We start from the raw sequence: 24,216 nt of genomic DNA on the forward strand, positions 1-24,216 counted from the left end.
CGTGGGGGACATCCCTTGGCAATGGGGTGACCCCCGCGTGCGTCGGTCCCTGCGACATCACCGGGAAACCCCCCTTTTGGTGGGCTGCGTCCTCGTGACGCTGCTCGCTGTCGTGGGGGCCGTCAGCCGGGCCCTGTCCGGGGACCCCAACCAACCGCTGCTGCTCCTGAGCATCCCCGTGGTGGTGTACTTCGTGCGCGGGCAGCTCTACGCCCGCCAGCGCGTCAACGGGGTGCGCATCACCGAGGCGCAGTTCCCGGAGGCCCACCGGATGGTCGCCGAGGCCGCGGAGTCCTTCGGGATGCGCCGCGTCCCGGAGGCGTACATCGTGCTGGGCAACGGCACCATCAACGCCTTCGCCTCCGGGCACGGATTCCGCCGCTACGTGGCGATCCACAGCGACCTGTTCGAGGTGGGCGGACGCCTGGGGGACCCCGACGCACTGCGGTTCGTGATCGGCCACGAGGTGGGCCACATCGCGGCCGGGCACACCTCGTTCTGGCGCCAGTTCGCCATCTCCATCGCCCAGGTGATCCCGGGCGTGGGCAGCACCCTGGGCCGCGCCCAGGAGTACACCGCCGACAACCACGCCTACGAGTTCTGCCCCGAGGGCGTGCAGGGCGTACGCGTCCTGGCCGCGGGCAAGTACCTCTACTCGGCCGTGGACTTCGACGACATCGCCGCCCGCGCCCACACCGACACCGGCTTCTTCGTGCTGCTGGTCAACCTCCTGTCCAGCCACCCGGTGAACACGTTCAGGTTCGCCGCCCTGGCCGACCGCTCCACCCCGGGCCGGGTCCTCTAACACCCGTGATCTTGCTACCAGGAGCGAAATCGGCGGGTGGTTTCTAGTATCTGTTGCAATGAACCTGCTTCAGGGGGTAGTTGTGCCAGGTAAACGACTGTGCCGGGATGAGCGAGTCCAGATCCAGACCCTGTGGGAAGAGGGCTACACCTACGAGCAGATCGGGCAGCGCATCCACCGCTGGCCCTCCACAATCTGGCGGGAGATCAACCGCAACAACTCCTACCGGCACGGCCCCAAGAACCCACGCGGGCAGCAGCTGCCCACAGGCCGGCGTGGCGCCTACCGGTGGGGCTATGACGCGCACTTCGCTCAACGCCACGCCGACCAGCGCGCCTACCGGCCCAAGAAGCGCAAGTGCGCCCCGGGCACCGTGACCCGTTTCCTGGTCCAAGAGGGGTTGCGCCAGCACTGGTCCCCGTCCCAGATCGCCGCCCGGTTGCGCACGGACTTTCCCGATGTCCCGGAGGTATGGGTGTCGCACGAGACCATCTACCAGTCCCTGTACGTGCAGGGCCGCGGGAGTTTGCGCGCGGAGATCGCCCGCCAGGACGCGTTGCGCAGCGGGCGCACGGGCCGCCGTCCCCAGTCCCGGGCGGCCGCGGCGACCCGCTCACGCAGGCCCTGGGCCCATGAGCCGGGCTTCCATATCAGCGACCGTCCCGCCGAGGCCCGTGATCGTGCGGTGCCCGGGCACTGGGAGGGGGATCTGGTGGTGGGGGCGCGGGGGTCCTCGGCGATCGTGACGTTGGTGGAGCGTTCTACTCGGTATGTGATGTTGGGTGCGCTGCCCCAGGGGTGGGTCAGTGCCGAGGTGATCGGGGTGTTGGCGCGGTTGGCGGGCCGGTTGCCCGCTCATCTGCGCCGGTCCTTGGCTTGGGACCAGGGGTCGGAGATGGCCCGGCACGCTGATTTCACGGTGGCCAGTGGGTGCGAGGTGTTCTTCTGTGATCCGCACTCGCCCTGGCAGCGTGGTTCGAACGAGAACACGAACGGGTTGTTGCGCCAGTACTTTCCTCGCTCCAGCACGGACTTTCGGGACTGGTCCCAGGAGGAGCTGGACGGGGTGGCCGCTGAGCTGAACGGGCGTCCCCGCCAGACTCTGGGGTGGGCCACCCCGGCCGAGGTCCTCAACCAGACCCTCATTGCAACAACCACTTGACCCCAAGCCGCCGAACTTGCTTCTGGTAGCAAGATCATCGGGGGAGGGAGGGCGGGGGAGGGAGGGCGGGTTAGGCCTCCGAGCGCTCCTTGGCCAGGCGGCGCTCCACCTGCTCGGGGAGGCGTTCGTGGCGGAGGTAGTCGCGGGTGAAGACCCCCGTGCCGTGGGAGACCGAGCGCAGCTCCACGGCGTAGCGCACGATCTCCAGTTCGGGTACCTCCGCCCTGATCACCACCCGGCCGCCCGGCGCCGCCTCGGTGCCCACCACCCGGCCGCGGCGGGCGGACAGATCGCTCAGGACCGCGCCCAGGTAGGCGTCGTCGACCTCCACCGTCACCGTGTCCACCGGTTCCAGGACGGCCAGCTCCGAGGTGGACGCGGCGTCGCGCAGGGCGAGGCGCCCGGCCTTCTGGAAGGCCATGTCCGAGGAGTCCACCGAGTGCGCCTTGCCGTCGTACAGGGTCACGCGCAGGTCCACCAGCGGGTGGCCGTGGTCCACGCCGTCTGCCATCTGGGCGCGTACGCCCTTCTCCACCGAGGGCACGTACTGGCGGGGGACCACGCCGCCCACGACCTTGTCCACGAACTCCAGTCCGGCACCGGACTCCAGCGGCTCCACCCGGATCCGGCACACCCCGAACTCGCCGTGCCCGCCGCTCTGCTTGACGTTGCGGCCCATGCCCTGGCCGGGGCCGGTGAAGGTCTCCCGCAGCGGGATACGGACCTCCTCGGTCTCCACCCGGACCCCGTAGCGGTGTTCGAGCCGGTCCAGGGCGGCGTCCAGGTGGGCCTCGCCCAGGCTCCACAGGACCATCTGGTGGGTCTCGGGGTTGATCCGTACCCGAAGCGACGGGTCCTCCGCCACCAGGCGGGACACCGACTGGGACAGCTTGTCCTCGTTGGAGGCCGAGGCGGCGCGGATCGCCACCGGCATCATCGGATCGGGGAAGCGCCACGGCGGGACCCGGAACGGCAGTTCGGGCGCGGACAGGGTGTCCCCGGTCCGGGCCGCGGGCAGCTTCGAGACCAGGCACAGGTCACCGGCGATCACCTCGCCCACCGGGCGGGCCTGGCGACCGAGCGGGACCGAGAGCGAACCCAGCCGCTCCTCGTCCCCGCTGCGGTCGAGCTCATCGGAGTTGCCCAGTCCGGTGCGCACCCCGTGGCCGTGCAGGTGGACGTCGACGTCGGGCACCAGCGTCCCGGAGAACACCCGTACCAGGCTGACCCGGCCCACGTACGGGTCAGTGGTGGTGCTCAGCACCTCGGCGACCAGCGGCCCCTCCGGATCGCAGGACAGGCCCTCGACCGGGTGGCCGTCGGGGCGGTTCACCGACGGGAACGGGCGCCGGGTCGGGTCCGGGCAGGAGAGCGGGAGTTCGCGCAGCAGCTCGCGCACTCCCACGCCGCGGGTCGGGCTCAGCGCCAGCACCGGGTGGAAGCCGCCCGCGGCCACCGCCTTCTTGAGGTCGGCGATGAGCAGGTCCGGATCCAGCTCGCCGCCCTCCATGTAGCGCTCCATGAGCGCCTCGTCCTCGCTCTCGGTGATGACTTCCTCGATGAGGGTCTCCCGCAGCGGTCCCGCCTGCTCACGCAGCCAGTCGGGTGCCGGACACGAAGCGGGGGCGGACTCCATCCCGCCCCCGTCGGAGTAGTCGTAGTAGCGCTCCGAGACCAGACCCCAGAGCCCCACGAGTTCGCGTTGGTCGCCCGATCCCTCCACCGCGGGGACGTAGGCGGCGTGTACCCCGGACCCGAAGGCGTCCTGACACTGTGCGACCACCTCGTCGAAGTCGGCTCGCGGGTGGTCGATCTTGGTGACGGCCACCGCCCGCGGCATGCCGATGGCGGCGCACTCCTCCCACAGCATGCGGGTGCGCCCGTCCACGCCGTCCAGGGCGGAGATCACGAACAGGGCGGCGTCCGCGCCTCGCAGTCCGGCGCGCATCGCCCCGATGAAGTCGGCGTAACCGGGGGTGTCCAGCAGGTTGACCTTGACATCGCCCACCATCACGGGGTTGACGGTCAGGTGCACGGAGCGCTTCTGCCGGACCTCGACCTCGTCGTGGTCGCTGACGGTCGTGCCCTCCTCCACACGGCCGGGGCGCTTGATCTCCCCGGCGGCGAGGAGCAGCGCCTCGACCAGGCTCGTCTTGCCCGCGCCGGTCGGCCCGACCAGCGCGATGTTGCGGATGTCCTGGGGCCTGGCGGCCCTCGGTACGGCTACGGCTCGGTCTACCATCCTTGCCTACCCAGCCCTTCGGGGTTTGGCGGTGGCCGACCAAGACCACCGAAAGTGTGACCTGTGACACTCTCTACGGTCGCTCCTCGCAGCCCCGATAACAAGAGGTCACCCGGTCGATATCCCGGATGGGGCCCTTCGGGATCTATGACCCGGGATGTTCTTCTAGGCTGTGCCCGTGCCATGGTCGGAAAGTCTTCCTCAATTCAGTCTCGCCGGGACCCTTCTGACGGTCCTGCTGCTGTTCTTCGCGGCGTTCGGCGAGCCCCTGCTCGGTCGGCGTGCGTTCTCGTGGCTGTCACGCCGCAGAGACGGCGACGAGCGAGCCCTCGGACTGCTGTACGCCGTCACGGTGGCGATCCACGTCCTGTGGGGCCTGATGGTCCTCGTGGTGCTGCTCGTCTCGCCCGCGCTGAACCTGGTCGATCTGGGACTGCGCACCCCTGACGCGTTCGGGCCCATCGTGGGCGCCGCGATCGGCGGGCTCATCGCGCTGGCCGCCTTCTGGGTGCTGGTCAACGGCCTGCCCACCAGGGAACGCTTTCCGGTCCTGGGCAAGCTGTCCGGCGGCAAGGGCGGCAAGGGCGGCAAGGGGAAGCCCGGGCGCCGCGCGAAGCCGGGTGACGCGGACGCGGAGGGCGCCGAGGGCAGGGGGAGGAAGGGCCACCGGGGGCGCCGCGGCGCCGCCAAGCCGATGACCCTGCCCGAACCCGGCCGAGAGCAGTACTTGCTCCTGCCGCGCACCGGCCGCGAACGGGGCCTGGCCGCGGGCATGGCGGTCACCGGAGGCGTGTTCGGCGAGCTCCTCTACCGGGGGCTGTTCATCACCCTGGTGGCCAGCATGGGGGTCCCGCTGTGGATCGCCGCCGTGCTGTCCATCGTGGTCTTCGCCGTGGCCCACGCCTACCAGGGCTGGTGGGGTCTGCTCAGCGCGGGCTTCTCCGGGACCCTGTTCACCATCCTGTACCTGGGGACGGGCAGCCTGGTCATCCCGGTCCTGGTCCACGTGGCGCTGAACCTGCGCTCGGTGGTGTTCCCGCCCGCGGCGGACCGGGAGGCGGCGCACGAGGCCTACCGCTCCGGGGACCGCTACGACGACGAGTACGACGAGTACGAGGACGACGGGTACGAGGACGACGGGTACGAGGACCAGGGTTACGGGGACCGGGGTCACGGGGACACGGAGTACGGCGAGGACGACTACGGTCGGACGGGGGAGTTCGAGGCGGTCGAGGCCGACCGGACCGAGAACGAGCCCATGACCGCAGCCGTACCGGCCGGCCCGCCCGCGCCGCCGCTTCAGCAGGGTCCGCCTCCCGCTGGTACCCCGCCGTTCGGGCAGTCCGCGCCTTATCCGAACCCCCACAACCCGAACCCCCACAACCCGGGCCCCCGGCCGCCCCAGCCCGGGCCGGGCCACTTCCAGCAGGCATCGCCGCCCCCGTACCGGCCGACCCCCCAGCAGCCGCCTCAGCACCGGCCGCCGCAGGGGCCGCCACCCGGTTACGGTCAGCAGCCACCGCAACCTCCACAGGGCCCGCCGCCCGCCTACCCCCACCCGTCCGCTCCGCCCTCCTCGGACGGCGGTGACTTCCGCTCCGGTCCCGGACCCGCAGCTGACCAGGGCGGGCACCGCCTCTACCCGGACGAGTGGATCGACCGCCACCACGGCCCCGAGGGCGACACACCGGGGCCGGGCTCCCCGCCCCGCGACTGATCGTGCACGATGGAGTGGTGTCCGATGCCATTGACCACCCCATCGCCCAGCCCCAGGAGAACCGTTTCTGGCTGACCACCTCGGACGGCGTGGGGATCGACGCGGTGCTGCTGCGCCGTGCCCAGCCCCGCACCACCGCGGTGGTCCTCGCCAACGGCTTCACCGGCACCTACCGCAGCCCGCACACCCGCGCCATCGCCGAGGGCCTGCTGTCCGTGGGCGACGTGATGACCTTCGACTTCCGGGGCCACCACGGCTCCGGAGGCCGCAGCACGGTGGGCAACGCCGAGATCCACGACCTCGAAGCGGTGGTGAGCCGCCTGCGCGAGCTCGGCTACACCCACATCGCCGCCGTGGGCTTCTCGATGGGCGCGGCGGTCGCGATCCGGCACGCCGCCATCTACGGCGGCACCAGTGCCGTGGTGTCCGTGAGCGGGCCCAGCCGCTGGCACTACCAGGGCACCCGGGCGATGCGCCTGCTGCACATCGGGATCGGCAAGACCTTCGGCCGCGCCTTCCTGAAGCGCTTCCGCAAGGTCCGGGTCACCGACCAGCGATGGAACCCCACTCCGGCCGAACCCCGTGAGATCGCCGGCGAGGTCGCGCCGGCCCCGCTGCTGGTCGTGCACGGCGACGCCGACGCCTACTTCCCGGTCTCGCACGCCACCGCCATCTACGACGCCGCCCGCGAACCCAAGGACCTGTGGATCATCCCGGAGATGGGCCACGCGGAGAGGGCCGTCAGCTCCGACCTGGTGGCCCGCCTGCGCGAGTGGCTCGGCGAGCGGCTGCCGCAGAGGGAGCGACCCGCCTGAGGCTCCGACCGGGTCGGGTGCGGGTACCAGGCCTCAGCCACCGGGGCAGGTGACCCGCATCGACAGGCCACGGCGACTCGGCTAGAAAGGACGGATGATCCGATCTCGCTCCTCCGCTGCGGGGAAAGGTGACCCCGAGTTCACCGAGGCCGACCTCCCCGGCCTGAAGGGGCGCGGCTTCGCCCTGCTCATCCTGGCCACCGCGGCCGGACTGTGCGGGTTCGCCGCCGTCCTGCCCCTCGTGCCCCTGTGGGCCAGCCGGGGCGGCGCGGGCGAGTTCGGGGCGGGCGCCACCACCGCCGCGTTCATGCTCACCACCGTCATCACCCAGCTGGCCATGCCCTGGCTGCTGGACCACGCGGGCGGCTACCGGTGGGCGTTCCCGGTCGGATCCCTGATCATGGGCCTGCCCATGCCGCTGTTCGCCCTCACCACCGAGCTCGGGCCGCTGGTGGCGATCTCGGCGGTGCGCGGGGTGGGCTTCGGGATGGTGACCGTGGCCGGGACGGCGCTCGCCGCCCGCCTGGTCGCCAAGGAACAGGTCGGCCGGGCCACCGGCTACTACGGCCTCGCGGTCGGGCTCCCGCAGATCGTCATCCTGCCCGGCGGGGTGGCGCTGGCGCTCAGCATCGGATTCGACACCGCTTTCTGGCTCACCGGGATCTGCGGCGTGCTGGCGGCGGCCCTGGCCTCCGGGATCTGGTTCGCCGACGGCGGCCGCAACCGCGCCGCGCTGCGCGGAGCGGCCCCCGACGACGGGAAGGGGGCCGCCGAAGCGCCGAGCGCCCCGCGTGGCCTCCCGCTCCTGACCGCTCTGGCCGCGCCGCTGATCATCATGCTGGTGGTGTCCTCGGCCGCCAGCGCCGTCGTCACCTTCCTGGCCATCCCGCTCGAACAGGCGGCCTGGCTGGTCAGCGCACTACTGGCCGCCTACGCGCTCATGCTCGTCACCGGCAGGTGGACCGCCGGGGTCCTGTACGACCGCTACCGGCGCACCGTCCTACTGCTGCCCGGAACGCTCGCGGCGGTCGCGGGCATGGGGCTGCTCACCGCCGGGTTGTGGGCCAACGGCGACGGCCCGACGGGGGCGGGGGTTGCCCTGCTGGTGCTGGGTGGGACGGCGCTGTTCGGGCTCGGGTTCGGCGCGGTGCAGAACGAGGCCGTCACGGTGATGCTGGAGCGCGCCGGACCGACCGGCTACGGGCGCGCCAGCGCGTGGTGGAACATCGGATACGACGCGGGTACCGGGGTCGGGGCGATCGGCCTCGGCCTGGTCATCCAGCTCATGGGCTATGGCCCGGCCTTCGCGCTGGTGGCCGTGTTCCTGGCCGCGGTACTGCCGCTGGCCCTGCGCTGGAAGTGAACCCTGTGCCGCCCCGACCTCGCGCGGATCAGTACGAGCTGATGTGCACGTGGTCGTAGTGGTTCTGGGTGAGGTCGCCGCGGTCGTTCATCCAGGTCCACTGGCGCGAGGTGGACTGCCAGATCTGCTGTTCCCAGATGATGTACTTGATGCCCAGCCGGTCCGCGTTGGCGATGCCGTAGTCGGAGATCGCCTGGCCCAGGGCCTTGTTCTCCGCTGAGGGCGCGGCGCCGTTGGCGCTCATCATGAAGTCGCAGGCGGTACCGGTGCCGTGGTCGTCGTTGCTCGGCCGCCAGCAGCCCACCGGGAAGGGCGCGCCGAACTCCATGATGATCTCGTCGCGGATGGCCGCCATCCGGGGTTGGGTCTGCTCCCAGCCGCCGCCGCGCGCGCTGTCGGGGATCGTGCCGTTGCCGCTACCGCCGCCGGCGCCGGGGGTCTCCGGCTCCGCCGGGACCTGCTCGGCCTCGTACTCCTCGATCCGCTTCTCGACCTCCTCGCGCTGCTCCTCCAGCTCGTCGATCAGCTCGGAGGCCTCGGCCAGCTCGCCCTGGAGTTCCTCGGTGAGCTCGGCCTGCTCGTCGCGGAGAGCGATGAGCTCGGAGATCTGCTCGGCCTGGTTCTGCCCGAGGTAGTCGACGTTGGCGGCGTCGACGAACATGTCCTCGGGGTCGCTGGAGAAGACGACCTGGAGGGTGGGGTCGAAACCGTCGCCCTTGTACCGGGCGGCGGCGATGGCCGACACCCCGCCGCGGGACTCCTCCAGGCGCTCCTCGAGCTCCTCGAGTTCGGCCTCGGCGGCCTCCGCCCGGTCCTTGATCTCGGTGTACTGGAGCAGCTCGCCGTCGTAGGTCTCCTCGAGCTCCTCCGCGCGCTCGGTGAGTTCGTCGATGTCGACCTCGTCGGGGTCCGCATGGGCGATACCGGGCAGGCCGGTGAGCATCACGGCTGTGACGACGGCGACGGACGCGGTGAACCGGCCGCGACGAGGGGAGTTGCGAGGAGTGGAAGTCATGTCTGCTCCGTGGATGGTCTGAGAGCATCCGCATCGCCGGGGGACAGCTGTGCCGTCACGGGAGGGGAGTTACTCAGCAGACCATACGAGATCTTGGCGTTACGTGCACAGTGAGTTGACTCGCGTTGCTGTGGGGGTTGAGCGGGGATCTGTCCAGAAGATACCCGGACCGGGTGACCGGACCGAACGCCAAGGGGAGGGATCGGTCCGGTCACCCGCAGGTCAGCCGCCGCGGAGCTGCGATGGGAGGGCCGGGAGGGTTCAGCCGTTTCCGCCGAAGGCGCTGGGCAGGAGCACGGAGTTGGTGGGCGCGGGCTGCTCGGAGGGCAGGAACCAGTCCGAGCGGCGGATGTCCCGCAGCGCCCGCTTACGGGTCTCGGAGTCCAACCGGTCGATGTAGAGCATGCCGTCCAGGTGGTCGGTCTCGTGCTGGAGGCACTGGGCCATCAGTCCGGTGCCCTCGACGGTGACCGGCTCGTTGCGCAGGTTCACACCTTTGACCACGGCCCGCTCGGCGCGCTTGGTCCGGTACCAGAGCCGCGGGATGGACAGGCAGCCCTCGTCGCAGTCCTGGAGCTCCTCGGAGAGCTCGATGATCTCCGGGTTGATCACGTACCCGATCCGGCCTTCGACGGCGTAGCTGAACACGCGTGAGCCCACACCGATCTGGGTGGCGGCCACCCCGGCCCGCCCGGGGGCGTCCACGGTGTCGAGGAGATCGCGGACCAGCTTCTCCGTGCGCTGGTCGAAGGTGGTCACGGGGGCGGTCTTGGTCACGAGAACGGGGTCGCCGAAGCGGACGATGGGGCGCATGGTCATGAACCCAGATTAGTTCCCCGACGCCATGGCTTGCTCGTCCTTGTGGACAACCTGTGGACAGAGCACGGGGAGGGGGTCAGGTGGCCAGGCCGGGGCGAAGGGACTCGTCCAGGACCATCTCGATGTAGTCGAGGGCGGCGCGGCGGCGGGCCAGGGCGCTCTCGTACAGGGAAGGGGTCTGGGCGCCGCGGCGCACGCGCAGGCACTCGTTGACGATGCGCTGCCAGCGCTCGGGGAAGGCGTGCAGAGCGTAGGCGCCCGCGCCGGACTTGGAGGTGATCTCGCCGGTCTTGAGAGTGAAGTGCAGGCGGCTGACGCTCAGCACGCTCCACGAGGGGGCCAGCGAGCCGAGGACGGCCAGACCGCGCGGGGTGACCAGCCGGCCGGCCTTCTCGCGCCAGCGGCACCACTGCTCGTCGAGCGAGCCCAGGGACCAGTCGCGCAGGCTCTCCGGCTCGTCCCACACGTCCAGTTCCACGGGGTGCGGGCCGCGGACGGTTACGCCGCGCTCGGCCAGGATGTGCCAGGTGACCGGGTTGACGTCGACGGAGGCGCTGGTGCGGAAGCGTCCGTTGATCACGGAGGGGACGGGACCGCAGTCGCCGGGGTCCTGGTTGAGCTCGTCCCAGGTGACGTGGACGCCGTTGAACTGGGGGCGGGGGACCTCGCCGCGGGTGCGGGCGTGGATGCGGCGCAGGGCGTCGACGTCCTCCCCGGAGCGGCGGCCGGTGACGATGACGAAGTCGACGTCGCTGGTGTGCGGACGGAAGTCGCCGAGGGCGACCGAACCGGTCAGGTAGAGACCCTGGACCAGCCCGGGGGCCTCCTGATCAGCGTTGGCGAGGAAAGCCTGGGTCAGCGTCTGCACCCGAGGGTGGACGACCATGCTCAACTCCAGTCTGGGGGGCGGTTCGGTGGGTTTCGGTGCCGCGCGGTGACGGGGCCGTGGGGAGGCCGTCCGAATCGCGTGCGGGAGGGACAGCGGGGTGCTGGTGGGACCCGAAGTCCCTTCCGTCGGTTTCCAAGTGTGGTCCGGGTGCGGGGCGATCGCAAGTGATCACGCCGGACTCGCACCCTGTCTCCCCACGTCAAGTGGTGTGCGGTTATACGGAGGAGGGGGAGCGCGCACCCTTGACAAAGGGGCCGGCGGTGTGGCAAAAGGCCGTGGTTCGGGTCGTGCGGGCCCCGGACCCGGCGCGGCGCGGTCTACTCTGGGCGCCACTCCGGTTTCCCGTTCGTCGGAGTGCCGGGCGGTTTCGCATTTGGACGCACATGCACATGCCGCGTGCACCTGTCCCGTGCACATGCCGCGTGCACCTGTCCCGTGCACATGCCGCGTGCACCTGTCCCGTGCACTTGTCGTGTGCATTGGCATCGGCTGCCTTGAGGGGATTTCTCTGGAGAGCTTCCGTGAATTCTGCGGGTTTGTCGCTCTGGATATGCGGGAAAGTGGTCTCTGGCACGTTCTACCCATTGGTAGTGGCGCGGCTGGACGGAGAATTGGGTTGTCCTGCGAGGTCAGCGAGTCTGGTGCGGAAAGAGTGGGCTTTTGTCCATCTTCTCTGCCTCCCGTTCGGAGACGCACGCCACTGCCGGGAGAAGTAGACACGCCGTACTTTTTCGGGGATTGTTGTGGTTCACCAAGACTTCCCCAGGTGATAACCATCCCAGCCATTGTCTGTTGTTTTCCTCCGCGTAACACGTGGGAACCCGCCTGAAACTACGCAGATTTACGCTCGGTGGACAACGGCAGAACTCTCAGCGATTCCAAGGAGCCGTGCATGGTCCCCACGATGGTTCTCGTAGCCGATGACTCGCGTGACGCCCACCGACGTGAGGCCCTGTGCGGGCTGGCGGAGGCGGTGGCCGAACGCGGCGAGGCACCCGTGAAGGCGGCCTTCGGCAGTCCCGACGAGGTCAACGCCACGCTCCACTCCGTCCGCGGTCCCAAGGTGGTCGTGCCCGCCTACGTCGCCGGTGGCGACGTGGCCAGCTCCCACCTGCTCTCCCGGCTCGATCTCGCCGGCCTGGCGAACTCCTGCCAGACCTCGCCCCTGGGCGCTGTCCCCTCCATCGTGGCCGACCTCGCCGGCCGTCTCGCCGACTCCGGTTGGAAGTCCGAGGACGGGGTGGTTCTGGCCGCCGACGGCACCACCGGAACCGAGGAGCGGCAGGTGGTCATGGACGTGGCCCGGATGCTCAGCCGACGGCTGTCCTCCCCGGTCCAGGTCGGCTACCTGCGCACCTGGGCGCCCTCGGTCTTCGACGCCGTCGACCGGCTGCGCCGCGATGACCGGGACCGGGTCGCGGTGGCCGCGTGGCGACTGGTCGACGGCCCCGACTTCGACCTGCTCCGCGGGCTCGACGCCACCGCCATCACGGCCCCGCTGTGGCCCTCTGACCTGGTCGTGGACACACTCCTCGCCCAGCACCGGGCAGTGAAGGGGAGGCTCACCTGAAGTGCCCGGACGGGAACCCACCGTGATCTCGTCGCCGAGATCAGCCGAGACACCGTTACCCGGACCACGAGGATGGGTATGTGCCCCACGGGCGGGAACTCCCCGCACCGACAGTGCGGAATCCGCCGCCGTAGCGACACACACGCGGTGCGGTGACGGTTCGGGCACGCCCCTTCGCGAAGGTTCGTGCATGTCAGCCCGGTGTGGAGCTCCCCCCGCAGCCGGTCCATGCCCCGAAGACGCTCTCCCGCCGCGGACCTCCCCGTCCGCCGAACCGAGACGGGGCCGGCTCCGGCAGGCATCGACGAGAGCGAACCGAAGGTGGATGTATGAACGACGTCACAGCGCAGTTCGTCGATGACCGGCAGCGCCGCCGCCTGGAACGGCGCTTCGGGAGCCAGGTCACCGAGTGGCTGGCGGAGCTGCCCGCGATCGTCGAGAAACTGGCCGCCGAGTGGGGGCTGGCCATCGAGGGGCCCGCCCCGCACGGCCGCACGTCCGTGGTGCTCTACGTCCGTCACACCGACGACGGCGAGGGTGTCCTCAAGATCTCCCCGGACAGCGGCCTGGCCGTCTCCGAAGCCGGGCTCCTGCGGATGTGGGAGTCCTCCCACCGCGTCCCCGACGTGTGGGGTGTGGACGCCGAACGCGGAGCCGTACTGATGGAACGGATCGAGGGCGACACGATCTCGGTCAAGGGGGTGGTCCCGCCGATGGAGACCATCGGCGGCCTCATCGCCCAGTTGCACGCCATCCAGGTCAGTCCGGCCGAGCGGATGGAGCTGCGCCCGCTCTCGGCCCGGGTGCAGTTCGTGTTCGAGATGTGGGGCCGCGAGCGCGAGGAGGGCCCCGCCGCGGACCTCGTCCCGGCCGCCATGATGCACCGGGGCGCGGCCAAGGCCCGCGACCTGTCCATCGGGGAGGTCGACGTGGTCCCGCTGCACGGGGACCTGCACCCCGGCAACGTGATCGACGGCGGCGCACGCGGGCTGGTCGTCCTGGACCCGCGCGCCTGCCTGGGCGACAGCGCCGTGGACGCGGTCGAGTGGGCCGTGTGGAAGGCCGACAGCATCAGCGAGGTGGAGCGCCGCGTGGGTGTGCTCTCCAGCGTGATGGGGGTGGACGGCGAGCGGATGATGGAGTGGGTGCGCGCCTTCGCTCCCTGCTTCGCGATCTCCAAGGCCAACCGCGGCCAGGCCGACTCGTTCGAGTTCGACCTGATGATGAGCCTGTGCGGGGTGAGCGTGTAGGGCGACCGGAGCGGTGGGGCGGCCCCGTCGGGGACCGCCCTGCACCTACCGTTCCGGGACGCGGTAGCCCGGGACCGAGGGCCAGCGGACGGTCAGCACCACCGACTCCTCCTCGGCGTACCAGGAGTGGCCGACCCCCCGGCCCCAGACCACGTAGTCGCCCTGCTGTTCCAGCAGCACGCTCCGGCCCGGGATCTCCACCCGGAAGCGGCCGCTGATCAGCACGAGCAGTGCCGTGCGTTCTTCCGCGCTGACCCAGACGGACCGCTCCTCACCCGCCTCGTGCACACCCCACTTGATCTCGACGTCCTCGCTGTGGCGGGGATCGCCGGAATCCTTGAAGTGCCCGAGCAGCCAGCCCCGGTCCAGGGCCGCGTCCTTGCCCGCGTTACCCACGTACACGCTGTCGTTCAAAGCGCTGTCCTCCACCGGGAAACTAGCCCTCCCGCTCGAAGCGGTATCCGCGTCCGGCCTCGGTGATGAGGTAGCGCGGGTGGGACGGGTCCGGCTCCAGCTTGCGGCGCAGCTGGGCCAGGTACACCCGCAGGTAGTTGGTCTCGTTCTGGTAGCTCGGCCCCCACACGTCGTGCAGGATCTGGCGCTGACTGACCAGCTGCCCGGTGTTGCGGGCCAGGAGTTCCAGGATGTGCCACTCGGTGGGGGTGAGCCGCACCTCCTCGCCGTCGCGCATCACCCGCTTGGCCCCCAGGTCCACCTCGAAGGAGTCCGTGCGCACCACCGGGGCCTCCTCGACCGGGACCGCCCGGCGTTCGGCGGCGCGCATCCGGGCCAGCAACTCGTCCATCCCGAACGGCTTGGTGACGTAGTCGTCCGCGCCGGAGTCCAGGCAGCGCACCTTCTCCCCGGCCGAATGCCGGGCCGACAGCACGATGATGGGCACCTGGGACCAGCCGCGCAGCCGCTGGATGACCTCCACACCCTCCATGTCCGGCAGCCCCAGGTCCAGCAGCACCACGTGGGGGTGCTGCTCCGAGGCCAGCCGGAGCGCGCTCGCCCCGTTCGCCGCGGTGTCCACGTCGTAGCCGCGGGCCCTCAGGTTGATCCGCATCGCCCGGATGATCTGCACGTCGTCGTCAACGACCAGGACCCGCATGCCTCTCCTCTTCGTCTTCGCCCTCGTCCACCGCACGCAGGGTGAACACCATCGTCAGTCCGCCGCCCGGGGTGTCCTCGGGGGCGAGGGTGCCGTGCATCGCCTCAACGAAACCACGTGCCACCGCCAGTCCCAGGCCGACCCCCGTCCCCTGGGGAGCGTCGCCCAGGCGCTGGAAGGCCTCGAACATCCGTTGTTTGGCCTCGTCCGAGACGCCCGGGCCCCGGTCCACCACCCGCAGCTGCACGCTGTCCCCGTGCGCGCTGGCCGCCACGAGCACCGGGGTCCGGGGATCGGGGTTGTATCGGACCGCGTTGGTGACCACGTTGGCCACGGCCCGGTCCAGCAGGCCGGCGTCCACCCGTACCCGGGGCAGGTCGCCCGGGACGTCCACCACCACCGCGTCGGTCGGCACACCCAGCAGGGTCGCCGGAAGTACCTCCTCCAGCGCCACTGCATGGAGATGGGGCCGCACGCTGTCGGTCTGCACCCGGCTCATGTCCAGCAGGTTCCCGATCAGCCGGTTCAGCCGGTCCGCGGACTCCTCGACGGTCTCCAGCAGCTCCGCGCGGTCCTCTTCCGAAAGCCGGATGTCGGTGGCTCGCAGACTGGACACGCTCGCCTTGATGGAGGTCAGCGGGGTGCGAAGGTCGTGCGAGACCGCCGCCAGCAGCGCGGTGCGCATCCGGTTGCCCGCCGCCTGGCCACGGGCCTCGGCCGCGTCCCAGGCCAGCCGCCGGTGTTCCAGAGCGATCCCCACGTGGGTGGCGAAAGCCCCCAGCACACCCCGGTCGGCGGCGGGCAGCATCCGGCCGCGCAGCCCGAGCGCCACCGTGTCCGAGACCGACACCAGGGCGTCCGCCTCCTCGGGCGACTCACAGGCCGGGGCGCCGACGCTGTGCACCGCGTGCCAGCGGCCGTCGTCCAACCGCTCCAGCAGGGTCGCCGACCGCTGCCCGAAGGCCTCCCGGATCCGCCGTAGCAGCGCCTGGAGCGGTTCGTTCCCGGACAGCACGCTCGCCGCCAGCAGGGTGACCGCGTCCGCCTCGGCCCGGCCGCGCACTGCCTGCGCCGACCGGCGGGCGGCCGTCTCCACCATCACCGCCACCAACGCGCCCACCAGCACGAACGCCGCCATCGACAGGAAGTTGTCCAGGGACACCGACGGCCGCCCGTGCAGCGGTGACAGCAGCACGGTGAGCAGGAGCGCGCTCCACAGCGCCGAGGCCAGTGCCGGGGGCAGACCGCCGACCGCCGCCGTGGCCACCGTGATGAACAGCAGTAACAAGGGGTCCGAGGCAGGTCCGACCTCCACGAAGACCGGCAGCGCCAGCACCAGGGTGAGGAACGGCGGGGCCATCAGGGCCAGCGTCCATCCCCACAGTCGGCGGTGCTCGTTCAGGCCCCGGCCCACCGCGGGGAGCGGCCAGCGGCCCCGGCCCACCTCCTCGTGCGTGACGATGTGCACGTCGATGTCGCCGGACTCCCGGGACACGATCGTGCCTACCCCGGGCCCGAACACGTACTGCCAGGGGCGCCTGCGGGAGGAACCCAGCACGATCTGGGTGGCGTGTGCGCCGCGCGCGAACTCCAGCAGGGCCGAGGGCACGTCGGTACCCACCACCTGGTGGTAGGTGCCGCCCAGCTCCGCGAGCAGGTGCCGCTGCCGCAGCAGCTCCCCGGTGGGCTGTTCGCCGATCCCGCTCGGCGGCACCACGTGCACCGCGAGGAGGTGGCTCGGCTGGGGGCGGCCGCCCCTGGAGCGGGCCGCCACCCGGGCGGCGCGGCGGATCAGCGTCTCGCCCTCGGGGCCGCCGGTCAGCGCCACCACCACCCGTTCCCGGGCCTCCCAGGTGTTGCGGATCTCGTGCTCGCCCCGGTAGCGGGTGAGCCCCTCCTCGACCCGGTCGGCGGTCCAGAGCAGGGCGAGCTCGCGCAGGGCCGCCAGGTTGCCCTCGCGGTAGTAGTCAGCCATCGCCGCGTCGACCCGCTCCGCCGGGTGCAGGTCGCCGTGGGCCATGCGGCGGCGCAGCTCCTGGGGGGTGACGTCGACCAGCTCGATCTCCGCGGCCCCGCGCACCACGCGGTCCGGGACGGTGTACTCGGGCCGGGCACCGGTGATCTGGTGGACGACGTCGTAGAGCGAGTCCAGGTGGTGGATGCCCACCGTGGACAGCACGTCGATCCCCGCCGCCAGCAGCTCCTCCACGTCCTGCCAGCGTGCGGAGTTGGGGGAGCCGGGTCCGTTGGGCCGGGCCAGGTCGTCCACGAGCACCACCTGGGGCGCCCGGGTGATCACCGCGGCGGTGTCCACGGCCCCGGAGGGGAGCGGTGGGACGGTCTCCAGGCCTTCGAGCAGCGCCGAGGTGTGGATTCGGCGATGGGTGTGCACCGCGCCGACCACGACGTCCACCCCGCGTTCGGCCCGGCGCCGCGCCTCGGCCAGCGCGTGGTGTGTGGTGCCCACACCCGGGGCCGAACCCAGGTGGATACGGAGAGTTCCTTTCACGTCCCCCATTGTGGGTCCGGCGCGGACCCGGCGGGCCGGGTCCGCCGCCGTTCCGGTGTGATCCCGGCTGTGCTCCTCCGTGATCCGAGCGCTGGGAGGTGACCGGAACAGGACCGAGGATGACTCTTCGCGGCTTGTGTCCGGTAAAACTGAAGAGCCCTTTTCCAACAGAGCAGACCACGAGGTAACCCCATGGGACAGCCCCCGACCCCGAACGGCCCGCAGGGCCCCTACCCGGGGCAGCCCGGCCCGCCGCCCCAGGGCCCGCCGCCCGGGTTCGGACAGCAGCCGCCCCAGGGCCCGCCCGGGCAGTTCCCGCCGCAGGGGATGCCTCCGCAGGGGCCGCCGCCCGGTTACGGCCAGCAGCCTCCGGGATATGGCCAGCAGCCTCCGCAGGGACCGCCCGGGCAGTTCCCGCCGCAGGGTCCTCCCGGGCAGTACCCTCCCGGCCACGGCCCGCAGGGGCCCGGGGCCGCTGGTCCGAAGAAGAAGACCGGTCTGATCATCGGCGGTGCGGCCACGGCGGTGCTGCTGGTCGTGGTGGTCGGCGGTGTGCTGGTCCTCGCCAACTCCGGCGGTGAGTACGTCTCCCTGCCCAACGACTGCTCCGAGGCGGTCGACAGCTCGATCCTCGACCCGTTCTTCGAGGACGGACCCCCCACGCTCAGCGGTAGCTTCGACGAGGACAACCGCAGCATCGATTCCTCCTACGGGACCCTGAACTGCAGCGGTGAGTCCGGTGGCGTCACCGTCGAGATCAACGCCGAGCTGGTCGACCTCGAGGACCCGGAGACCATGGAGGAGTTCGAGGAGATCTTCGACGGGACCATGTTCAACGACGAGTTCATGGACGAACAGGCCCTGCCCGGCGAGATCCACGAGGAGGACTTCGGTTTCGGCATGACCGCCTCGTACCTGTGGGACCAGACCAATGTGGGTGACCAGGGCATCACGCTGGCCATGGCCACCGACGCCGGTGAGGACTTCTCCGACGTCCCCGGCGCCTCGAACAACTTCGCCATGGGCGTCTTCCTCACGGACAACATCGCCGGCGGCATCATCGTGAACGACAGCGAGGGCGGGCGCGACGTGCGGGAGCTGTTCAATACGGTCGACTCCGCCAGCGGTCACCTGGCCAGCCAGCTCAAGCGCGTGGCCGACAAGTAGAGACGTGACCCGCGGGGCCGTGCGGAGGCCGTAAGGGTGCCCGGTGGCCAGGAGTGGCCGTCAGGGGCCCGTGGTCGTTCGGGCGCCTTGGGTGTCCGGTAGAAGTGGGGGGTTCGTTTCCTCCCTTTTTGAAGACTCCGGTCGTCGGTTGACGCGGATCTTCCAGTGACATGGATCCACGAGGCATCTCCATGGGACAGCCCCCGCCCCCGTACGGCCCTCCGGGGCCGCAACCTCCGTACCGCCCTCAGGGGCCTTACCCCGGTCAGCCGGTTCAGCCGGGTCAGCAGCCCCAGGGTCCGCCGCCCGGGTTCGGGCAGCAGCCTCCGGGATATGGCCAGCAGCCGCCGCAGGGTCCTCCCGGCCACTTCCCGCCCGGCCAGCAGCCGCCCGGTTTCGGGCCCCAGGGTCCCGGCCCTGGCCCCGGTGGTCCGAAGAAGAAGACCGGCCTGATCATCGGCGGTGCGATCGGTGCCGTGGTCCTGCTGGTCGTGGCCGTCGGCGGCGTCCTGGTCTTCGCCAACTCCGCTGGTGGGGGCGGTGAGGGCGGTGGAAGTATCTCGGCGACGGACGAGGACGAAGCGGACGCCGAAGAGGAGACCGGCTCCGGCACCGAATACGTTTCCCTGCCGAACCTCTGCGACGAGGCGGTCGACAGTTCGATCCTCGCCCCGTTCTTCGAGGACGGAATTCCCACGCTCATCGGTGGTTTCAACGAGGGCACCGGCAGCATGGACTCCTCCTACGGGACGCTGGACTGCAGCGTCGAGTCCTCTCACGTCCTTGTCGAGATCAACGCCGAGCTGGTCGACCTCGAGGACCCGCAGACCCAGAGGGAACTTGAGGGGATCTTCGACGGGACCGAGTTCAACGAGGAGTTCATGGACGGGCAGTCCCTGCCCGGCGAGATCCACGAGGAGGACTTCGGTTTGGACATGACCGCCTCGTACCTGTGGGATCAGACCAAGGTGGGGGACCAGAGCGTGGTGCTGGTCATGGCCACCGACGCCGGTGAGGATTTCTCCGATATCCCCGATGCCTCGAACAGCTTCGCCGTTGGTTTCTTCCTCACGGACAACATCGCGGGCAGCATCGTCGTGAACGACAGCGAGGGCGGGCGCGACGTGCGGGAGCTGTTCAATACGGTCGACTCCGCCAGCGGTGACCTGGCCAAGCAGCTCGAGCGAGTGGCCGTGAAGAAGTAGACGCACGGGCATGACCCCGCGTCGCGCCCTTCGTGGGTCGGGTGATGCGGAGGGCTGGGTGATCTGTCTCATGATCCTGGTTTCGGTCTGGCCAGGAGTGGCCGTTAGGGGCCTGTGGTCGTTCGGGCACCTTGGGTGTCCGGTAGAAGTGGGGGGTTCGTTTTCTCCCCTTTGAAGACACCTGTCGTCGACTGACGCGGATCTTCCAGTGACATGGATCCACGAGGCACCATTCATGGGACAGCCCCAGCCCCCGTACGGCCCCCAGGGGCCGCAACCCCCGAACGGCCCGCAGAGCCCCTTCCCGGGTCAGCCGGGCCAGCCCGGTCAGTACGGGCAGCAGGCTCAGCCTCCGGGCTACGGCCAGCAGACTCCGCCACCCGGGTTCGGACAGCAGGCTCCGCAGGGCCCGCCCGGGCAGTACCCGCCGCAGGGTCCCCCCGGCCACTTCCCGCCCGGCCAGCAGCCGCCCGGTTTCGGGCCCCAGGGTCCCGGTCCCGGTGGTCCGAAGAAGAAGACCGGCCTGATCATCGGCGGTGCGATCGGCGCCGCGGTGCTGCTGATCATCGTCGGCACCCTGGTGTCCGTCAACACCGGCCGGGACTATGTCTCCCTGCCCAGGGACTGCGCCGAGGTGGTCGGTGACAACGTCCTCGACGACCTCTTCGACGGCTCACCGCCGCGGCTGGAGGGCACGTTCCAAAGGGATGCCTCCGATTTCGACCTCTTCGGAGCGAGCTTCCACGGCGCCTTGGCCTGCTCCGCCGGGAACGACGACGTCGACCTGACCGTCGCCGCTCTTCTGGTCGATCGCGAACGGTCGAGCTGGGACATGGAGCGCTACTTCGAGGAGGCCGTGGAAGAGCTCGACGATCTGACCGACGGGACTGTCCCGCGCGGTGAAGTCGTCGACCACGGCTTCGGTTACATGGGCGACGGTGCCCGGGGCTACTGGGACACCCCCTCGATCGGTGACCGGAGCATCGCCGTCGGGGTGGACGACGGCAGGGGCGATCGCTACCTGTCGGAGTTCGGGGTGGCGTACGTCGAGAAGAACAACGCCATCATCGTGGTGAACGTCGACTACTCGGGCTCCTCGCGGCCGCCGGACGTCAAGGAGCTCTACGACACCGTGACGTCGGTTGCGGGTGCGGTCGTCAAACAGATCCCGCGCGTGGCCGAGCGCTAGAGCTGTTCGGTACCGGGAACGAGTCTGATTCGGGGCCGCTTCAGGTGGGAAAACATCCTATTCTGTCGAGATATCGACCGTTGTCGACCCACCTGTGAGGAGGTGTGGCGCGTGCTCCCCGTGGCCCGTCCGGGTCCGCCCGTCCATCGGGGAGAGACGCCGCGACACTGATGACCGGACATCCCCCTGGTAGTGACGGGTTCCCCGGGCGACCGGGAGAGCCGCCGTTCCCCGGCCGCCCCGGCCAGCCGCCGCACAGCCCACCGCCGCACGGCGGGTTCCCGCAGCCCCAGCAGCCCTACGCCCGGCAGCCGTTTCCGCAGGCCCCGCAGCCGTACCCGCCGTCGGCCCGGCGGCGGGCACCGCTGCTCGGCGGGATCGGGGCAGCGGCCCTGCTCCTGGTGTCCGCGGGGGTGGTGGTCTGGTCGCTCTCGGGCACCAACGGTCCCTACACCGCACTGCCCGGGTGCGGCCCCCTCGTGTCGGAGGAGATGCTCGCCACCGTGCCCGTCCCGGTCCGCCCCAGGGTCTCCGGTGAGTTCGTCGACGTCGGAGACCCGCACTCCCCGGGCGAGCGGTACATCGAGGAGATGGAGATCCGCGGCTACCTCCAGTGCAAGGTCATCGACCGGGACTACCGCGAGGTGCTGTGGCTCTCGATCTTCCTGCACGAGGCCCACGGCCAGGACCAGGAGGCGGCCGGGGAACTCAACGAGTACCTGGTGGGTGAGATGGAGGACCACCGCCAGGAGTGGGCGGGCGGTGAGATGAGCGACTCCCCGCCCGGCTGGGTCAGGCGCGGCTGGCGGGAGACCTCGACCGGCGACGGCGGGATGGTCGGGTTCTACGAGGACAACAGCGAGTTCTACAATCGCGACGGCCACGGGGTCCTGACCTTCGTCACGGACAACGTCACCGCCCAGGGCTCCTACAGCCTCTACGACTCCTACGAAGAGTCCGATGTCCTCGACTACATGGAACTGCTCTCCGAGCAGATGTACGAACAGATCACCCGAGAGGCGGAACCGGCGTGACCGAGGCAGAGCAGGCCCCGGAGCGGGAAAGACGCCGCGACAGGTCGCGCGCCCTGCCACTGATCGGGGGCGCGGCGGCCGCCGCGGTGCTGGTGGCGGGCGGGGTGCTCGTGTGGGACCGGGCGACCGACGGCTACACCAGCCTGACCGGGGACTGTGAGGACCTGCTCCCGGATGACCTGCCCGACCGGCTGCCCGGAACCGGTGACTTCGACCTCCGCGGCGGCGCCGCCGACCCCGGCGAGGACGGGGTACTCCAGCTGGTGCACTGCGAGGCGGCGGTGGCGGTCGACGGCGGTCCCGCCGACTTCAGCCTCCAGGCCGTCCTGTACGACCCCGAGGAACGCGAGGGCGTGCGCCGGATGCAGGCCATGGTCGCCGAGGGACAACTGGAGCGGGAGGCCGACGACTTCGAACTGGAGTACTCGGACCCGCCCATGCGCGCGGTGGAGTGGCGCTCCCTCCCGGTGGGTGACGGCGGTTACGCCACGGTCTCCCGGGGCCAGGAGGGCGAGGACCCCGAACTGTGGACCTCACTGGAGTACTCGGTGGCCAACCTGCGGGTGAGCCTCTTCCACCAGACCGCTGAGCCGGTCGAGCCCCTGGACAGCCTGGAGGCCCTGGAGACGCTCGCCGAGGAACTGGTGGAGCGCCTGCCGGAGCTGGCCGGGGAGTGACCCCGGCCAGCGGCCGCGTGATCACGCTTCGGGGATGAGCTTGCCCGGGTTGAGCACGCCGTGCGGGTCCAGCGCCGACTTCACCGCGCGCAGCACCTCGCCGCCCAGCGGGCCGAGCTCCGCCGCCATCCACGGGCGGTGGTCGGTGCCCACCGCGTGGTGGTGGGTGATGGTCCCGCGGTTGGCCACGATCGCGTCCGAGGCCGCCCGCTTGGCGCGGTCCCAGCGCGCGGCCGGGTCCGTGCCCGCACCCGTGGCCACGGTGAAGTACAGCGAGGCGCCGGTCGCGTAGGTGTGCGAGATGTGGCACTGCACCACGGCGCCGCTCTCGTCGTCCTCCAGGGCGCCGGTCAGCGCGCCCACCACGGCCGCATACAGCGGCAGCAGGTCGCTCCAGGACGCGGCGGTCTCCAGGGTCTCGGCGAGGATGCCCGCGGACAGCAGGGTGTCGCGCAGGTAGGGCGCGTGGAAGCGGGTTTCGCGCCAGTGCGCCACCGGGTCCGGGCCCAGCGCGGTGCCGCCCGCGGCCTCCATCACCTTCCGGACCACGGCCGCGCGGGCCCCGACCTCGGCGTCGGTGCCCTCGAAGCCCAGCACCGCCTGGCAGCCCGGGACGGCCTCGCGCCCGCCGATGGCGGCGTTGACGAAGGTCTCGGTCTCGTCCGAGAGTCGCGCCATGGTGGGCCGGGTGTCCGACTGCGCGAGAGCGCGCAGGGCGTCCACCCCGCTGGCGTAGTCGGGGAAGGACCAGGCCTCGTCCACTACCCGCTCCGGGACGGGGCGCACCCGCACGGCCACCTCGGTGATCACGCCCAGCGTGCCCTCGGAGCCCACCAGGAGGCGGCGCAGGTCCGGCCCGGCGGCCGAGGCCGGGGGGCCGCCCGCGTCCAGGGTGCCGCGCGGGGTGGCGACTCTCAGGCCCACCACCATGTCCTCGAACCGCCCGTACCCGGCGGAGGCCTGACCGCTGGAGCGGGTGGCGGCGTACCCGCCGATGGTCGCGTACTCGTAGCTCTGCGGCATGTGGCCGAGGGTGAGCCCGTGCTCGGCCAGCATCGCCTCGGCGTGCGGGGTGCGCACACCCGCGCCGAGCACCGCGGTCAGCGAGGTGGTGTCCAGGGAGACCAGGCGGTTCAGTCGGCGCAGGTCGAGGGTGACCACGGCCTGGAAGCCGCCGTCCAGCGGGGAGACCCCGCCCACCACGCTCGTACCGCCGCCGAAGGGCACCACGGCCACGCGCTCGGCCGAACAGAGCTCCAGAAGCCGCCCCACCTCGTCGTGGTCTGCCGGGTACAGCACGGCGTCGGGAGCGGGGGAGGCCTGTCCGGCCCGGCGGGCGAGCAGGTCCTGGGTGCTCTTGCCGCCGCTGTGGATCAGGCGGGCCGCGTCGTCCACGAGCACGTGTTCGGCGCCCAGGAGCTCGGTGAAGGCTTTCAGCAGGCCGCTGTCCAGGCGGGAGGCGGGCAGGACCACGTCCGCTTCGGCCACCGGGGGCATGTCCTCGGTCCGGGCGCGCAGCACCTGGGAGATGAGGTCGCGCAGCCCGGGTTCGAGCTCCTTCGCCTCGGCGGGGTCGCCCCAGGCGAACCAGCTCATGTCCGGCGCGGTACCGGCGGTGTCGGCGAGGCTGACAGCGTTGGGTTCAGTGCGAGGATCGTGGGTCATGCTCTACAG

At 70.9% G+C, this 24,216-nt stretch carries 20 protein-coding genes; 12 read left to right on the plus strand and 8 right to left on the minus strand.

Annotated elements, in window-relative coordinates; translation table 11 throughout:
- Positions 1–37 precede the first annotated feature (37 nt).
- Positions 38–805, plus strand: a complete 768-nt coding sequence (locus NE857_RS07640; protein ID WP_254420350.1) for a M48 family metallopeptidase — start codon at positions 38–40, stop codon at positions 803–805.
- A 58-nt stretch (positions 806–863) separates the two neighbouring features.
- Positions 864–1,967 (plus strand): IS30 family transposase, encoded by a 1,104-nt coding sequence (locus NE857_RS07645; protein ID WP_425572179.1) that lies wholly within the window; start codon positions 864–866, stop codon positions 1,965–1,967.
- A gap of 70 nt (positions 1,968–2,037) precedes the next feature.
- Here NE857_RS07645 and NE857_RS07650 read toward each other — a convergent pair whose 3' ends face one another.
- Entirely contained in the window at positions 2,038–4,209 is a 2,172-nt protein-coding gene (locus NE857_RS07650; RefSeq protein ID WP_254420352.1) for an elongation factor G-like protein EF-G2, read from the minus strand.
- Positions 4,210–4,387: 178 nt separating this feature from the next.
- On the opposite strand from NE857_RS07650, the gene NE857_RS07655 reads away from it, so the two are divergent.
- The 3 genes from NE857_RS07655 to NE857_RS07665 all read left to right on the plus strand — a co-directional run bounded on the left by NE857_RS07655 (position 4,388) and on the right by NE857_RS07665 (position 8,104).
- Positions 4,388–5,926 carry a CPBP family intramembrane glutamic endopeptidase gene (locus NE857_RS07655; RefSeq protein WP_254420353.1) on the plus strand — a complete coding sequence of 513 codons (1,539 nt, stop codon included), beginning with the start codon at positions 4,388–4,390 and terminating at the stop codon, positions 5,924–5,926.
- 17 nt (positions 5,927–5,943) lie between these two features.
- Positions 5,944–6,741, plus strand: a complete 798-nt coding sequence (locus NE857_RS07660; protein ID WP_254420354.1) for an alpha/beta hydrolase — start codon at positions 5,944–5,946, stop codon at positions 6,739–6,741.
- A gap of 94 nt (positions 6,742–6,835) precedes the next feature.
- Positions 6,836–8,104 carry an MFS transporter gene (locus NE857_RS07665; RefSeq protein WP_254420355.1) on the plus strand — a complete coding sequence of 423 codons (1,269 nt, stop codon included), beginning with the start codon at positions 6,836–6,838 and terminating at the stop codon, positions 8,102–8,104.
- A 28-nt stretch (positions 8,105–8,132) separates the two neighbouring features.
- On the opposite strand, the gene NE857_RS07670 is transcribed toward NE857_RS07665, so the two are convergent.
- The 3 genes from NE857_RS07670 to NE857_RS07680 all read right to left on the minus strand — a co-directional run bounded on the left by NE857_RS07670 (position 8,133) and on the right by NE857_RS07680 (position 10,824).
- Complete coding sequence (locus NE857_RS07670; protein WP_254420356.1) at positions 8,133–9,119, minus strand: coiled-coil domain-containing protein; 987 nt, start codon at positions 9,117–9,119, stop codon at positions 8,133–8,135.
- A 261-nt stretch (positions 9,120–9,380) separates the two neighbouring features.
- Entirely contained in the window at positions 9,381–9,938 is a 558-nt protein-coding gene (gene def, locus NE857_RS07675; protein ID WP_254420357.1) for a peptide deformylase, read from the minus strand.
- A gap of 76 nt (positions 9,939–10,014) precedes the next feature.
- On the minus strand, positions 10,015–10,824 hold the full coding sequence (locus tag NE857_RS07680; protein ID WP_254420358.1) for a nucleotidyltransferase domain-containing protein: 810 nt from the start codon (positions 10,822–10,824) through the stop codon (positions 10,015–10,017).
- A gap of 895 nt (positions 10,825–11,719) precedes the next feature.
- Here NE857_RS07680 and NE857_RS07685 point away from each other — a divergent pair.
- Both NE857_RS07685 and NE857_RS07690 read left to right on the plus strand, forming a co-directional pair.
- A complete protein-coding gene (locus NE857_RS07685; RefSeq protein ID WP_254420359.1) occupies positions 11,720–12,397 on the plus strand; it encodes a sirohydrochlorin chelatase in 678 nt (225 codons plus the stop codon).
- Between the two features lie 329 nt (positions 12,398–12,726).
- On the plus strand, positions 12,727–13,647 hold the full coding sequence (locus NE857_RS07690; protein ID WP_254420360.1) for an aminoglycoside phosphotransferase family protein: 921 nt from the start codon (positions 12,727–12,729) through the stop codon (positions 13,645–13,647).
- A gap of 45 nt (positions 13,648–13,692) precedes the next feature.
- Here NE857_RS07690 and NE857_RS07695 read toward each other — a convergent pair whose 3' ends face one another.
- From NE857_RS07695 to NE857_RS07705, 3 genes are read right to left on the minus strand one after another with little or no spacing between them, the layout of a single operon-like run.
- On the minus strand, positions 13,693–14,061 hold the full coding sequence (locus NE857_RS07695) for a cupin domain-containing protein (RefSeq protein WP_254420361.1): 369 nt from the start codon (positions 14,059–14,061) through the stop codon (positions 13,693–13,695).
- Between the two features lie 22 nt (positions 14,062–14,083).
- A complete protein-coding gene (locus NE857_RS07700; protein WP_254420362.1) occupies positions 14,084–14,761 on the minus strand; it encodes a response regulator in 678 nt (225 codons plus the stop codon).
- Entirely contained in the window at positions 14,742–17,279 is a 2,538-nt protein-coding gene (locus NE857_RS07705; RefSeq protein ID WP_254420363.1) for an ATP-binding protein, read from the minus strand. Before NE857_RS07705 ends, NE857_RS07700 begins: the two co-directional genes overlap by 20 nt.
- A 183-nt stretch (positions 17,280–17,462) precedes the next feature.
- On the opposite strand from NE857_RS07705, the gene NE857_RS07710 reads away from it, so the two are divergent.
- The 5 genes from NE857_RS07710 (at position 17,463) to NE857_RS07730 (ending at position 22,542) form a co-directional block, all read left to right on the plus strand.
- Positions 17,463–18,437: a hypothetical protein gene (locus NE857_RS07710; protein ID WP_254420364.1), complete on the plus strand. Its 975-nt coding sequence runs from the start codon at positions 17,463–17,465 to the stop codon at positions 18,435–18,437.
- A 476-nt stretch (positions 18,438–18,913) separates the two neighbouring features.
- A complete protein-coding gene (locus tag NE857_RS07715; RefSeq protein WP_254420365.1) occupies positions 18,914–19,642 on the plus strand; it encodes a hypothetical protein in 729 nt (242 codons plus the stop codon).
- 235 nt (positions 19,643–19,877) lie between these two features.
- Positions 19,878–20,831, plus strand: coding sequence for a hypothetical protein (locus NE857_RS07720; RefSeq protein ID WP_254420366.1), 954 nt, complete (start codon positions 19,878–19,880; stop codon positions 20,829–20,831).
- A gap of 170 nt (positions 20,832–21,001) precedes the next feature.
- On the plus strand, positions 21,002–21,865 hold the full coding sequence (locus tag NE857_RS07725) for a hypothetical protein (protein ID WP_254420367.1): 864 nt from the start codon (positions 21,002–21,004) through the stop codon (positions 21,863–21,865).
- A complete protein-coding gene (locus NE857_RS07730; protein WP_254420368.1) occupies positions 21,862–22,542 on the plus strand; it encodes a hypothetical protein in 681 nt (226 codons plus the stop codon). The genes NE857_RS07725 and NE857_RS07730 overlap by 4 nt, the downstream gene beginning before the upstream one ends.
- A gap of 21 nt (positions 22,543–22,563) precedes the next feature.
- Here NE857_RS07730 and NE857_RS07735 read toward each other — a convergent pair whose 3' ends face one another.
- Positions 22,564–24,207, minus strand: coding sequence for an FAD-binding oxidoreductase (locus NE857_RS07735; RefSeq protein WP_254420369.1), 1,644 nt, complete (start codon positions 24,205–24,207; stop codon positions 22,564–22,566).
- Positions 24,208–24,216: the final 9 nt, after the last annotated feature.

Source organism: Nocardiopsis exhalans (assembly GCF_024134545.1).
GTDB classification, from domain to species: Bacteria; Actinomycetota; Actinomycetes; order Streptosporangiales; family Streptosporangiaceae; genus Nocardiopsis; species Nocardiopsis exhalans.